The following is a 13,375-nucleotide window of genomic DNA, read 5'->3' as shown; positions in this document are numbered from 1 at the left end:
GACCCGCGGGCGCGGATCGGCGGCCGAAAGCGTCGCCCGCGACCGGTGCGGACTAGCTCTCGGTGACCGTCGTCTCGTCATCGGTGTCGCGGGCACGGGCCCGCCGGCGCTCGTTGAGGATGACGCTGCCGACCATGACGACGACGATCGCGAGGCTCACGTACCACAGGTACGTGTTGTACTGCTCGATGAGCTGGACCGCGGGGGCGCCGAGGAGGAACCCCAGCCCCATGTAGGCCGCCGTCGAGAGCACCGCGCCGATCGCGTCCACGACGAGGAATTTGCGCAGGCTGGTGCCCGCCCACCCCAGGACGGCGTAGATGACCGCCGCCGGCAGCGGGATCGGCAGATAGGTGAGCAGGATCGCGAGCGTCTCGTACTTCAGGGCGAGCCGCTCGGCGCGGGCATTGCGCTTCCGCGCCCGGGCGGAGCGCCCGGACCACATCTCGATGATGCCCCGGCCCCACAGCTTGCCGGCCCACCAGTAGATCCAGTCGAACTTCATCGCCATGAGGGAGGCCAGCACGAGCAGCAGTGGCCACCACGGGTCACCCGTGGCCGCGAGCGCGCCGATCATGACGACGCCGGTGCGATAGCCGAGCCCGGCGAGCAGATGGGGGGTGAAGCCGAGCATCACCGGACGCAGCGGCAGCATCACCAGCGAATACGCCGCGACCGCGAAGATCAGCGCCATGCACGCGATGTCGCGGCGCCCGGGTTTGCGCCCCTGCCACGGCATGCCCTCGGCCTGCCACCAGTGCTCGATCTCCGCGTCGTCGGCCGCGGGCGCCCCGTCCGTGGCATCCGCCGTGGCGGGCGATCGGGGCTCGTCGCCACCGGGCAGGCCGCCGTCGGGCGCGGGCGCGACGGGATCGATGACGTCCGGCGACGGCTCGGTTGGATCGGCGACCATGCGCCTGAGGATAGCCGGGGGCAGAATCGGAGCATGTCCGGCTCCGTGTTCGACCTGTTCACCATCGGCATCGGCCCGTCGAGTTCGCACACGATGGGACCGCTCGCGGCCGCGGCGCGGTTCACCGGCGGGCTCGCTGCGCCCGCCGACGTCACCAGGGTCACCGTCGACCTCTACGGCTCCCTCGGCGCGACGGGGAGGGGGCACGGCACCGACCGGGCCGTGGAGTGGGGACTGGAGGGCGAGGACGCGCGCACGCTCGATCCGGTGGCCGCGCGCCGACGCAGCGATGAGATCGCCGCCACCGGACGGCTGCGGCTCGGCCGGGCGACGTCCCGCCCCGGCCCGGAGATCGACTTCTCTCCCGACGACATCGTGTTCCATCGCCGAACGCTGCCGGGCCACCCGAACGCCCTCCGGCTCACCGCCTGGGCGGGGCGCCGCATCCTCGCCCAGCGGACGTACTTCTCGATCGGCGGCGGCGAGATCCGCGAAGCGGGTCCCGACGGGCTCCCCGTGCGGCCTCCGCAGACGCCGGCGACGGTCCCGTTCCCGTTCCGGACGGCCGCCGAACTCCTCGCCCACTGCAGCGACCGCACGATCCCGGAGGTGATGTTCGCCAACGAGTGCGCGCTCCGCCCCCGCGAGGAGGTCCTGCACCGCCTGAGGGAGGTGTGGGACACGATGGACGCCTGCATCGCCGCCGGCGTGTCGACCGACGGCACGCTGCCCGGCGGGCTGGGGGTCCAACGGCGCGCGGCCTCCTTCCGCCGCCACCTGGAGGCCTCTCAGGGCCGCGAGCGCGGACTGCCGGACCAGTTCGCGGGCGTGGACTGGGTGACGTTGTGGGCGTTGGCGGTGAACGAGGAGAACGCCGCGGGCGGGCGTGTCGTCACCGCCCCGACGAACGGTGCCGCAGGCGTCATCCCCGCCGTCTTGAGCTACTGCGTCCGGTTCGTGCCCGGGAGCTCGGAGAAGTCCATCGCGTCCTTCCTGCTCGCCGCCGGCGCCATCGGCCTGGTGTACAAGGCGACGGCATCGATCTCGGGCGCCGAGGTCGGCTGTCAGGGCGAGGTCGGCACCGCATGCTCGATGGCGGCCGCCGGCGCCGCGCAGATCCTGTCGGGGAGTCCCCAGCAGGTCACCAACGCGGCCGAGATCGGCATGGAGCACAACCTCGGCCTCACCTGCGACCCCGTGGGCGGGCTCGTGCAGATTCCGTGCATCGAGCGCAACGCGATGGCCGCCCTGAAGGCGATCGCGGCCGCCCGGCTCGCGCTGCTGCGGGAACGACAGCAGGTGTCGCTCGACCAGGTCATCGCGACGATGATGGCGACGGGCAGGGACATGTCCCGCAAGTACAAGGAGACCTCGCTCGGTGGTCTGGCCGTGAACCTGGTGGAGTGCTGAGCGATCCTCGCCGACGGCCTTTCGGGACGGCGGCCGCGACGCCCCGGAGGCGTCCGCGCGGCGGGCCCCGGGCAGGGCCATCGGCCGGACCCCAACGTTCAAGGAGAATTCGCGTTTCGTTGAAGCTGCCCCCGCGGCGTGGCAGGATGCGTTTTGCAGTCGCGTTTTTTCCACTACGGATCGTCGGGCACGTACCTGCCCGTGGAAAGGGCTATACAAGAAAATGGCAACTATCAGCTTCCGGGATGCAACCCGGGTCTATCCGGGTGCCGACCGTCCGGCGGTCGACAAGCTGAACCTCGAGATCGGCGACGGCGAGTTCATGGTTCTCGTCGGACCCTCGGGATGTGGCAAGACCACCTCGCTGCGTATGCTCGCCGGGCTGGAGGAGGTCAACTCGGGCTCCATCTGGATCGGTGACCGCGACGTCACCCACCTGCCGCCCAAGGATCGCGACATCGCGATGGTGTTCCAGAACTACGCGCTCTACCCGCACATGACCGTGGCCGACAACATGGGCTTCGCGCTCAAGATGCAGAACGTGCCCAAGGACGAGCGGGAGCGCCGCGTCGCCGCCGCCGCCGATCTGCTCGGGCTCAAGGACTTCCTCGCCCGCAAGCCGAAGGCGTTGTCCGGTGGCCAGCGGCAGCGCGTCGCCATGGGCCGCGCGATCGTCCGCGAGCCGCAGGTCTTCCTCATGGACGAGCCCCTGTCGAACCTCGACGCCAAGCTGCGTGTCCAGACCCGCACGCAGATCGCGTCCCTGCAGAACAAGCTGGGTGTCACGACCGTGTACGTCACGCACGACCAGGTCGAGGCCATGACCATGGGCAACCGCGTCGCGGTCCTCAAGGACGGCCTCCTGCAGCAGGTCGACACCCCGATGGCGCTGTACGACAAGCCGGTCAACGTCTTCGTGGCCGGCTTCATCGGTTCGCCGGCCATGAACCTGCTGACCGGCACAGTCACCGAGGGCGGTGTCAGGGTCGGCGACTACGTCGTCCCCGTCCCCCGCGACACGCTGGCCAAGGCCGGCGACGAGACGACGCTCATCATCGGCATCCGTCCCGAGAACTTCACGATCGCCGACGACGGCATCAGCCTCGAGGTCAGCGTCGTCGAGGAGACCGGGGCCGACGGCTACGTGTACGGCACCCTCGTCGGCGACGAGCAGGCCGACGGCACCGCGGGGCAGCAGCTCGTCGCCCGCGTCTCGACCCGTCAGTCGCCGCAGATGGGTTCGGTCGTCAAGCTCGCCGCCCGGGATGCCGACGCCGTCCACGTCTTCTCGGAGAAGACGCAGAACCGGCTGTAGACCGCGCCGCTCCGCCGTCGAGCACGAGCCGGCGGCAGGCGCATCACCACCACGCGACTGTGAGGAAGGCCCCGGCATCGCCGGGGCCTTCGCCCGTCCGGCGTGTCTCTCCGCCTTCGCCGCCGGACTCCATGGGGCAGGGGCGCCGGCATGGTGTAGAACTTGGGCGTGCCCAGGTTTCTGTCGTCGCGGCCAGACTCGCGGCTGATCCCCCTGCCCTGGGGGACGCCGCTGGCGGAGTGGCCCACCGAACACCTGGTCGCGCTCCCCCGCGGCCTGTCCCGGCACGTCGTGCGGTTCATCCGTGTCGGCGAGTCGGTCTACGCGGCGAAAGAGATCGTCGAACCGGTCGCGCTCCACGAGTACCGTCTGCTGCAGGACCTCACCCGGTTGGGCACCCCGGCGGTCGAACCCCTGGCGGTCGTCACGCAGCGTCATCGCGCCGACGGACGCGAACTGGAGTCGGTGCTCATCACGCGGCACCTGCAGTTCTCGCTGCCGTACCGCTCGCTGTTCTCCGTCGGTGTCCGTCAGGACACGGTGAGCCGCCTCGTCGACGCGATGGTCGTCCTCCTGGCCCGGCTCCATCTGATCGGGTTCATGTGGCGCGACGTGTCGCTGTCCAACATCCTGTTCCGGCGGGACGCCGGCGAGTTCGCCGCGTATCTGGTGGATGCCGAGACCGGCGAGATGCACGCCGACCTCACGACCGGCCAGCGCGAGCACGATCTGAGCATCGCGGTGACCAACCTCTTCGGCGACTTCTCCGACCTGCAGGCGGGCGGGATGCTCGACCCGTCCCTCGACCCGTTGCAGCTCGTCGAGACCATCGAGACCCGGTACCGCGAGCTGTGGTCCGAGCTGACCGGCGTCGAGGAGTTCCCCGAGCGGGAACTGGACCGCATCGAAGGGCGTGTGCGGCGACTCAACGCTTTGGGTTTCGACGTCGCGGAGCTCGACATCTCCACGGCCGGGAAGACGATCCGGATCCAGCCGAAGGTCGTGGACGCCGGCCACCACTCGCGACGCCTCATGCGCCTGACCGGCCTCGACACCGAGGAGAACCAGGCGCGGCGGCTGCTCAACGACCTCGACACCTATCGCGCCCGCAACAACCTCCAAGGAACCGACGAGGCCGTGGCCGCCCACCAATGGCTGGCCACCAGCTTCGAGCCCGTCGTCAACGCGATCCCGAAGGATCTGATGGGCAAACGCGACCCGGCGCAGATCTACCACGAGGTGCTCGACTACCGCTGGTACCAGTCCCAGCGCGAACGCCGGGAGGTCCCGCTCACCGAGGCCGTGCACGGGTACATCGACGACGTGCTCACGAGCCTGCCCGACGAGGAGCTGTCCGCCGACAGCGTGACGCTCATCCAGCCCGACGACGCGCAGGCTCTCGTCAACCCGTACGACCCGTCGCAGGGGTACGTGGACGACGAGGAGACGCCGTACGACCCCTGGGAGGACGACGCCGGCGAGAACGCGACCGAGCCCGCCGTCCTCGACCTGGACACCCTGCGGAGACTGCGCGGCCCGAAGAACTAGAGAGAGGCGTCGGCGGCGGAGTTTTTCACCTTATGAGAGCGCTCCACGCCGAAGCGAGCCCCGACCGCGGACTTCTGTACCCAATGACGGCGCCTGCAGGGCGCATCGGGTGCAGAACCGCGCATCCGGGCGGTCCGATCGCTCCGACCGACGGCATTCGGTAAGAAAGACCGCACGTCGGCACCGGCGCCCGGACGGACGCCGCGGCGGAGGCGGCGGCGCCGAACCTCTAGACTTCTGGGGTGACGTTCCATCTGTACGACAGCGCCACCCGCGCGGTCACCGAGTTCGTGCCGACCATCCCCGGCAAGGTCTCGATCTACCACTGCGGGATGACCGTCGACGGCGCCCCGCACCTGGGCCACATCCGCAAGGAGGTCGTCTTCGACGTCCTGCGCCGCTGGCTCACGTCCTCGGGGTACGAGGTCACGGTCGTCGCCAACGTGACCGACATCGACGACAAGATCCTGGCCAAGTCGGCCGCGCGGGGGGTGCCATGGTGGGCACACGCGTACCACTACGAGCGCGAACTGCACGCGGCCTACGCCGCGCTCGGCTGCACGCCCCCCACATACGAGCCGCGCGCGACGGGGCACATTCCCGAGATGCTCGCGCTCACCCAGCGGTTGATCGAGCGCGGCCACGCCTACGTCGCGCCCGACGGTTCGGGGGACGTGTACTTCGATGTCCTGTCCTGGCCCGACTACGGGCGCCTCTCCGGGCAGAAGGTCGGCGAGATGGAGCCGGCCGCCGACGCCGACCCGCGCGGCAAGCGGGACCCTCGCGATTTCGCCCTCTGGAAGGGCTCCGGCCCCACCGATCCGCCGACCGCGTCCTGGCCGTCGCCGTGGGGGCCGGGTCGTCCCGGCTGGCACCTGGAGTGCTCGGCGATGGCCGGGAAGTACCTCGGCGCGACGTTCGACATCCACGGCGGAGGGATCGATCTGCGCTTCCCCCATCACGAGAACGAGCTCGCCCAGTCGACGGCGGCCGGATACCCCTTCGCCCGGTACTGGATGCACAACGCCTGGGTGACGGCCGCCGGCGAGAAGATGTCGAAGTCGCTGGGCAACACCGCGCGCGTAACAGAGGTCACGAAACGCTTCCCCGCGCGCGCCGTCCGCCTGTACCTCGCCGCGCCCCACTACCGGTCCGCGGTGGAGTTGTCCGACACATCGCTGGCGGAGGCGACCGCGTCGCTGGCCCGCATCGACTCCTTCCTGGAGCGGGCCGCCGAGGTGGCGCCGTCCGAGCCGCTGCCGGTGCCGGCCGCGTTCGCCGCCGCGATGGACGACGACCTGGCGACGCCGGCCGCCATGGCGGTCGTGTACCAGCGGGTCCGCGACGGCAACGTCGCCCTTGAGACCGGCGACGCCGAGGCCGTGGGTGCGGCGCTCGGGGACGTGCTCGGCATGCTCGGCGTGTTCGGCCTCGACCCCGCCGACGAGGTGTGGGCGAGCACGACCGGGGCCGGGGCCGACCTCAAGCCGGTCGTCGACGGCCTCGTCGCATCCCTGCTGCAACAGCGGCAGGACGCCCGCGCCCGCAAGGACTACGCGGCGGCCGACGCGATCCGCGATCAACTCGGCGCCCTCGGCGTCAAGATCGAGGACACGCCCTCGGGCGCGCGCTGGAGCCTGAGCCGCTGATGGCCGGCAACAGTCAGCGCAAAGGCGCGGTGCGCAAACGCGGCAAGGGCACCGGACAGGGCAACACCGCCGGCTCGGGAGGGCGCATCCGGCGGTCGCTGGAGGGCAGGGGACCGACCCCGAAGGCCGAGGACCGCCCCTACCACAAGGCATATCGCAAGACCGGATCGTCACAGGGACAGCAACGGGCGCCGCGCGCCAAGAGGTCCGGACGCGCGGGGCCGGAATGGGTCGCCGGCCGCAACCCGGTCCTGGAGGCGCTGCGCGCGGACCTGCCGGTGCGGCAGCTCCACGTCGCCGAGGGGATCGAACGGGACGACCGCATCGCCGAGATCCTCAAGACCGCGGCGGCCCGGTCCATCCCCCTGCTGCAGACCACCCGGCACGAGCTCGACCGTCTCACCGACGGCGCCGTCCACCAGGGCGTCGCGCTGCAGTTGCCCGCCTACGAGTACGCGGACCCGGCGGACATCCTCGACGCAGCGATCGACTCCGACGCCCCGGCGCTCGTCGTCGTCCTCGACGCGATCACCGACCCCCGCAACCTCGGAGCGATCATCCGGTCGGCCGCTGCGTTCGGAGCGGTCGGGGTGGTCATCCCCGAACGTCGCGCGGCGTCCGTGACGGCCGCGGCGTGGAAGACCTCCGCGGGCGCTGCGGCCCGGCTGCCGATCGCGCGGGCGACGAATCTCAACCGCTCGCTCGAGACGTTCGCCAAGGCGGGCTTCACCATCGTCGGACTGGCCGGGGAGGCCGAGACCGACCTCGCCGCGGTGGACCTGTCCGATCCCGTCGTGCTGGTCGTCGGGTCCGAGGAGACCGGCCTGTCCCGGCTCGTGCGCGAGCACTGCGACGTCCTGGCATCGATCCCGATCTCGTCGGCGATCGAGTCCCTCAACGCGGGGGTCGCTGCCGGGATCGCGCTGTACGAGATCGCCCGCGCCCGCGGCTGACGCCTGCTGGCTTCGACAGGCTCAGCCACCGGCCCTTGAGCCTGTCGAAAGGGCCCTTGAGCCTGTCGAAAGGACCCTTGAGCCCGTCGAGAGGATCCTTGAGCCCGTCGAAAGGACCCGGGGTTTCGACAAGCTCAACCACCGTAGCTGGCAAGCTCAACCACCACGGCGGGGGTCCCTGAGCCTGTCGAAAGGACCCTTGAACCTGTCGAAAGGACCCGGGGTTTCGACAAGCTCAACCACCACGGCGGGGGTCCTTGAGCCTGTCGAAAGGGTCCTTGAGCCTGTCGAAAGGGTCCTTGGTTTCGACAAGCTCAACCACCGTAGCTGGCAAGCTCAACCACCAGGACGGGGGTCCTTGAGCCTGTCGAAAGGACCCAGGGTTTCGACAAGCTCAACCACCGTGGTGACAAGCTCAGCCACCGGTCTACGACAGGAGCGGGTCTGCGTCCTGCAGGTCGCGGACCTCTGCGAGGGTCGGTGCGTACGACCCGGCGCGGCTCACGGTGATCGCCGACGTCACCACCGCCCGGTGGAGGGCGGGTTGCACCTGCGACCAGTCCGCGCCGCGCAGCCGCCGCCGGGCGTCCGCACCGCCGAGAAGCCCGGCCTCCAGCAGGCCCGAGACGAGCCCGGCCATGAACGAGTCGCCGGCACCCACCGTGTCGGCCACCGGCACGGTCAACGGGTCCACGACGAGCAGATCGCGGTTGCCGCGCAGCAGCGCGTAGGCACCCCACGGCCCACGGGTGCACACGACGAGTGCAGGCCCGAGACCCGCCCAGCGGCGCAGGACGTCCTCGACGGGCTCCTCCGGATACAGCCAGGCGAGGTCCTCGTCGGAGGCCTTCACGACATCGCAGAGACCGACGAGATCCTCGACGCGGGCCAGCACCTGTCCGGGCGTCCCCATGATCGCGGGCCGGATGTTCGGATCGTAGGAGACCGTCGCCGTCCGCCGCGCGCGGCCGACCACGCCGACGACCTTCGCCCCGCCCGGTTCGAGCGTCGCCGCGATACTGCCGGTGTGCAGGTGGTCGACGAGGTCCAGACCGGCGATGCCCGGGACGTCCCAGGTCAGATCGAAGGTGTAGGAGGCCCGCCCGTCCCGGTCGACCCGCGCGTAGGCGACGGACGTCGCGGCCGCGCCGTCGCTGCCGGGTTCCACGCGTGCCCCGGCCGCTGCCGCGGCTTCGGCGAGCCGGTGCCCGCGGTCGTCGCGCCCCCACCATGCGCAGATGCTCGCGGCGTGCCCCAGCCTCGCGAGCCCGGTGGACACGTTCAGCGGACTGCCGCCCACATGCTCGACCGGCTCGGCTCCTTCGCGGACGACGACGTCGATGAGCGCCTCGCCCAGGCACAGGACACGACGGGGGCGCACGCCGTCGCCGGCCTCGTCTGCCGTCTTCGCCACCATGCGTGGAGCGTAGTACGCGATCGCCGCGCGTCCGGCGCGCCGGACGACACCGGCGCGAGGCGGACACGACCGGACGACCGGTTCACCGCCTCAGGTGCCCCGGACGTCCAGGTCGGCGACGAGTCGCCGCGGCGCCGTCTGCCGGTACGACCCCTCGACGAACTCGGCGACCTCCTCCCAGTCGGTGTGGCCGCCCAGATCCTGGCCGAGCCATCCGGCCGGACCGAGGTAGGCGGGCACCCACGTGCGAGGGTCGGCACGCAGCGCCGGGCCCAGCCCCGGCTCGGGAAGGAACAGCACGGCGCGCTCGTGCCGAACCCACTCGCCGCCGATCCGTTGCGAGCCCCCGAAATAGGCGAACACCTTCACCGTGTGGAAGGCGGGATGCCCGTGCGACAGCTTCTCCCGTGCGCCCGGCAGGGCGAACGCGATCCCGCGCAGCCGCGCGAGCAGCGGATCGTCCGGCGCGAACATGAGCGGATGCGGCATCCGGCCAGTGTAGGAACGCGGTGCCACGACCGGAAGGACGCCCCCGCCACGACCGGAAGGACCGGCACCGGGGCGTCCCGCCGTGGGCATCGGTAGGCTCCGGGGCGTGGAGCCCTGGATCATGCCACTCGTTCTCGTGGTCGCGGCCGCCGTGAGTGCGTGGCGCGACCCGCGCAAGCTGCGCATCGGCCTGGCGCTGGCCGCCGCGGTCCTGCTGAGCGCGCTGTACCTGCTCGTCATCGTCCTCACCGTGGCCAGCGAGACGCCGGATCTCGGGGTGTGGGTGGTGCTCGGTCTCTTCCTCCTCCTGCTCGCCCTGGTGATCGTGCTCGGAGTGGTTCTCGTGCTGAACGGGCTCACCATGGTGCGCAAGGAGGGCCGGCACCTGGCGAACCTGCTCTCGCTGCTGCTCGGGATCGCCATCCTCGGCTACGTGGGCCTGGGCATCGCCTCGGTCATGCTGTCGCTGAGCCAGGTGTTCCTGTTCCTCCTCCTGCTCGGTCTGCCGGTCGGCTACCTCTCCTTCGGCTTCGTCGCGTATCTCGGCTACTCGCAGCTCTACCAGGCGTGCACGAAGCGGTGGGGACGGCCGGTCGAGGCGATCGTCGTCCTCGGATCGGGGCTCGTCGGGGGCCGTGTGCCGCCGCTGCTCGCCAGCCGGCTCGACCGGGGGCGGGCCGTGCTGGAACGCGCCCGGCTCGCCGGCCGGGACCCGCTCATGATCACGTCGGGAGGCAAGGGCGATGACGAGACCCGCGCCGAAGCCCACGCGATGAGCGAGTACCTCGTCGAGCACGGCGTCGATCCCGACCGCATCGCCGAGGAGGACCGCTCACGCACGACGGAGGAGAACCTGGCCAACACGGCCCGTGTCCTCGCCGCCCGCCTGATCACGGGCCGAGTGGCCGTCGTGACGAACAGCTTCCACGCGTTCCGGGCCGCGCTGCTCATGCGACGCGTGGGCATACCCGGCTACAGCCTCGGGTCCGCGACGGCCGGCTACTACTGGCCGAGCGCGACGATCCGCGAATACGTGGCGATCCTGCGCGACAGCCGGTGGTTCAACGCGGTCGGGCTCGGCCTGTCCCTGCTGCCGCTCGCGGGCCTGCTGATCGTCGGCCTGCTCGACGCCGTCTGACGCGGCACTTCCCCTCCACCGACAGCGGCCCTCAGCCGCGTTGCGTCTCCAGGTACGCCGCGAAGCGCTCGTACCGCTGTTCCCAGAAGGCGGTCCTCTCCGGGTCGGGGGTGACGACCTGGCGCGGCTCGCGCGTCATCCTGGACACGGCGGTCACGACGTCGGGCCACATCCCGACCGCCACCGCCGCCATGATCGCGACGCCGAGCGTGCCGGCCTCGGGGGCGTCCACGACCTGCAGCGGAGACCCGATGGCATCGGCGAACATCTGCGTCCACATCGGCGAGTTCGCGGCGCCCCCGGTGAACGTCGCCGTGTCGGCAAGCGTGGCGTACCCGCGCAGCCGCCGGATGTCGTACAGGTGGCTGAGGACGACGCCCTCGTACACCGCCCGCACAAGGTGCCGCACGTCGTGCAGTGTGAGCAGGCCGACGAACGCGGCGCGTCCGTCGGGGACGACCCCGCTGCCGTTGATGAACGGCACGAAGAACGGGTCGTCGAGGCTCGGCTCGATCTCGCCGATCATCTGCTCGCAGGCGGCGAAGACGTCCCCGTCGCCGGGCTCGGCACCGAAGCGCGCCAGGAGCGGCTTGAGCACGGACCGCAGGTACCACTCAAGGTTGGACACGCCGTTCGGGGACGCCTCCAGCACGAGCCACGTGCCCGGCACCGGGTACACGGCGGTGAGGAAGGGAGCCGAGTCGGGGCTCGGCTCGGTGGTGACGTACTCGTTGATGCTCCACGTGCCGGTGACGACCGCGAGCTTGTCGGGCGACACGACGCCGCTGGCGAGCGCGGACGCGGCGATGTCGGCGCAGCCGCCGGCGACCGGCGTCCCCTCGGGCAGGCCGGTCAGGGCGGCGGCCTCGGCGGTCAGCCTGGCCGCGATCGCCGTCGACGGGACCTGCGGGGGCAGCTTGTCGATCCACCGGCCCACGCCGAAGAAGTCGAGCAGGTCACGGTCGTAGACGCGCCGCGTGATGTCCATGACGCCGACGAACGACGCGTCGGTCTCCTCGAACGCCGCCTCGCCGGTGAGACGGAAGCGGACGTAGTCCTTCGCCATGAAGACGTAGGCGGTGTCGTCGAACACCTCGGGGTGGTGCTCGTCCATCCAGGCCAGCAGCGCGACCGGCTGACCGGCCCACACGCTCGACAGCGTCTTGCGCCGCGCCCGCTCGTCGAAGTCGGGACGCGCGTGCCAGGCGTCCACGTAGGGTTGCGCCCTGCCGTCGGTCGAGATGATCCCGTTCCATGGGGCCGAGCCATCCGCACGGGACAGGTACATGCCGTTGCCGTGCCCGGTCAACGCGAGCCCGGCGACCTCGGCCGGGTCCACGCCCGCCGCGGCGATGCACTGGCGGATCGCGCTGATGTTGGCCTGCCACAGCGCCTCGGTGTCCCGTTCGGTCCACAGCGGATGAGGCGTGAGCGTCGGAACCTTCACCGAGGCCGTCCCCAGCAGGCTCCCCTCGGCGTCGTACAGACACGCCTTCGTGACGGTCCCGCCGTTGTCCACACCTATGACGTACGTGCCCATCAGCGACTCCTTCGTCTCCTGATCCGGACCCCACGGTAACCCGCGGGCCCGACGGCTGGGGAGGCCTGCGGGCTCCTGGGTGCCGGCGTGCACGGACTTCGCTCATCGGCGCGCCGGAGGTCCGCCCGAACCACGCTCTTCGTCGTCCCACAGATCGTGATCATCCGCGTGAGTGTCGCTCCGTGTCGTCGGGTGTGGGCAGCGATGCTGCTCTGTGCGTGTAAGTGAGACACGTGCGCGCGGCCAAGGGATGTGCAGTGAACACTGCGGGCTAAGCAGTAGCCCATCTGACGATGGCCGCCCAGAACCAGATCATTGCGGTGAGTTCCAGGGAGAGAACGACGTAGCCAATGACAAGTGCGGCAAGAGCAATGCCGTCACCGTCACCGCCCCGTGTGCGGATCTGATGCCGGCTCACATGACCGAGCACGATGCCGATGATCGGGGCTCCGATCAGCGCGACGGCGAGAGCGACAACAGGCAGGGCGATGCCGTGGGGTCCATGTGCAGGCTTCGTCAACAGGGCGTCCGGGGCAAACGCGGCGTAGAACATGAGGGCGGCAAGCGCGACGCCTGGCAGGATCACGGCAATCTGCGCGCTGCCAAGCAAGGCCCCCCCCCGGCGCCGAGAGCCATGTAGCCGAGCGCGAGAGGCGCTGCCATGTCCACTCCGAACTGGGTCATCGGAACGCGTTCGTTTGTGATCAAGGCGATCCCCCTCGGGTGCGGCCACCAAGAGCGCAATGCATGCATCAGTGGCGTTTCGTCATCTGCGGCGAAACGAGGATATCGAACTCCTTCGGCCGGCGCGCTGCAGCCAACGTCAAGAAGCACGAGCGTCTTCAGTTCGGCGTGATCCCGCAGGCGGCGAACCACGCATCGTCCGCACCACCCGCGACGCGACATCGACCCCGTCGGCTTCCGACTCCTCCGCTGGTTCTGCCTGATGACACAGCCGAACAGGCTGACCGCCAGGTTGCGAGGCATACCGGCCGGGTTGGCG

General features: G+C 70.5%; 11 protein-coding genes. 6 read left to right on the top strand and 5 right to left on the bottom strand.

Translation table 11 applies throughout. From position 1 onward, the window contains the following. Positions 1-52 precede the first annotated feature (52 nt). A complete protein-coding gene (locus tag G555_RS20750) occupies positions 53-913 on the bottom strand; it encodes a DedA family protein (protein WP_051209486.1) in 861 nt (286 codons plus the stop codon). Positions 914-946: 33 nt separating this feature from the next. Here G555_RS20750 and G555_RS0116185 point away from each other — a divergent pair, with 33 nt between their 5' ends. The 5 genes from G555_RS0116185 to rlmB all read left to right on the top strand — a co-directional run bounded on the left by G555_RS0116185 (position 947) and on the right by rlmB (position 7,788). Further along, positions 947-2,323, top strand: a complete 1,377-nt coding sequence (locus G555_RS0116185; RefSeq protein WP_028709657.1) for an L-serine ammonia-lyase — start codon at positions 947-949, stop codon at positions 2,321-2,323. A 223-nt stretch (positions 2,324-2,546) separates the two neighbouring features. Beyond that, positions 2,547-3,638, top strand: coding sequence for an ABC transporter ATP-binding protein (locus G555_RS0116180; protein WP_028709656.1), 1,092 nt, complete (start codon positions 2,547-2,549; stop codon positions 3,636-3,638). Positions 3,639-3,806: 168 nt separating this feature from the next. Further along, positions 3,807-5,186 (top strand): DUF4032 domain-containing protein, encoded by a 1,380-nt coding sequence (locus tag G555_RS0116175; RefSeq protein WP_028709655.1) that lies wholly within the window; start codon positions 3,807-3,809, stop codon positions 5,184-5,186. A gap of 242 nt (positions 5,187-5,428) precedes the next feature. Next, positions 5,429-6,835, top strand: a complete 1,407-nt coding sequence (gene cysS / locus G555_RS0116170; RefSeq protein ID WP_028709654.1) for a cysteine--tRNA ligase — start codon at positions 5,429-5,431, stop codon at positions 6,833-6,835. Next, positions 6,835-7,788 (top strand): 23S rRNA (guanosine(2251)-2'-O)-methyltransferase RlmB, encoded by a 954-nt coding sequence (rlmB, locus tag G555_RS0116165; protein WP_028709653.1) that lies wholly within the window; start codon positions 6,835-6,837, stop codon positions 7,786-7,788. The genes cysS and rlmB overlap by 1 nt, the downstream gene beginning before the upstream one ends. Positions 7,789-8,215: 427 nt before the next feature. Here rlmB and G555_RS0116160 read toward each other — a convergent pair whose 3' ends face one another. Both G555_RS0116160 and G555_RS0116155 read right to left on the bottom strand, forming a co-directional pair. Continuing rightward, entirely contained in the window at positions 8,216-9,205 is a 990-nt protein-coding gene (locus tag G555_RS0116160) for a PfkB family carbohydrate kinase (protein ID WP_051209484.1), read from the bottom strand. Positions 9,206-9,295: 90 nt separating this feature from the next. Next, positions 9,296-9,694 (bottom strand): MmcQ/YjbR family DNA-binding protein, encoded by a 399-nt coding sequence (locus G555_RS0116155; RefSeq protein ID WP_028709651.1) that lies wholly within the window; start codon positions 9,692-9,694, stop codon positions 9,296-9,298. Positions 9,695-9,800: 106 nt separating this feature from the next. On the opposite strand from G555_RS0116155, the gene G555_RS20745 reads away from it, so the two are divergent. Then, positions 9,801-10,832 (top strand): YdcF family protein, encoded by a 1,032-nt coding sequence (locus G555_RS20745; RefSeq protein WP_156887622.1) that lies wholly within the window; start codon positions 9,801-9,803, stop codon positions 10,830-10,832. Positions 10,833-10,863: 31 nt separating this feature from the next. Here G555_RS20745 and G555_RS0116145 read toward each other — a convergent pair whose 3' ends face one another. Further along, the gene (locus tag G555_RS0116145; protein ID WP_028709650.1) at positions 10,864-12,372 is read right to left on the bottom strand and encodes an FGGY-family carbohydrate kinase; all 1,509 of its coding nucleotides are present in this window, start codon (positions 12,370-12,372) and stop codon (positions 10,864-10,866) included. A 271-nt stretch (positions 12,373-12,643) separates the two neighbouring features. Further along, on the bottom strand, positions 12,644-12,982 hold the full coding sequence (locus G555_RS20740; RefSeq protein ID WP_156887621.1) for a DUF4190 domain-containing protein: 339 nt from the start codon (positions 12,980-12,982) through the stop codon (positions 12,644-12,646). Between the last annotated feature and the right edge of the window lie 393 nt (positions 12,983-13,375).

The sequence above is a fragment of the Propionicicella superfundia DSM 22317 genome, assembly GCF_000423465.1.
Taxonomy (GTDB): Bacteria; Actinomycetota; Actinomycetes; order Propionibacteriales; family Propionibacteriaceae; genus Propionicicella; species Propionicicella superfundia.
Note: the sequence above shows the minus strand (reverse complement) of the source record. Positions and strands in the feature narration are given on the sequence as shown.

What these genes read in the sequence shown, in the direction of transcription:
- G555_RS0116180 (WP_028709656.1), top strand. Translation starts at nt 2,547, where the DNA reads ATGGCAACTATCAGCTTCCGGGATGCAACCCGGGTCTATCCGGGTGCC.
- G555_RS0116145 (WP_028709650.1), bottom strand. Translation starts at nt 12,372, where the DNA reads ATGGGCACGTACGTCATAGGTGTGGACAACGGCGGGACCGTCACGAAG.
- G555_RS0116155 (WP_028709651.1), bottom strand. Translation starts at nt 9,694, where the DNA reads ATGCCGCATCCGCTCATGTTCGCGCCGGACGATCCGCTGCTCGCGCGG.
- G555_RS20750 (WP_051209486.1), bottom strand. Translation starts at nt 913, where the DNA reads ATGGTCGCCGATCCAACCGAGCCGTCGCCGGACGTCATCGATCCCGTC.
- G555_RS0116185 (WP_028709657.1), top strand. Translation starts at nt 947, where the DNA reads ATGTCCGGCTCCGTGTTCGACCTGTTCACCATCGGCATCGGCCCGTCG.
- G555_RS0116160 (WP_051209484.1), bottom strand. Translation starts at nt 9,205, where the DNA reads ATGGTGGCGAAGACGGCAGACGAGGCCGGCGACGGCGTGCGCCCCCGT.
- rlmB (WP_028709653.1), top strand. Translation starts at nt 6,835, where the DNA reads ATGGCCGGCAACAGTCAGCGCAAAGGCGCGGTGCGCAAACGCGGCAAG.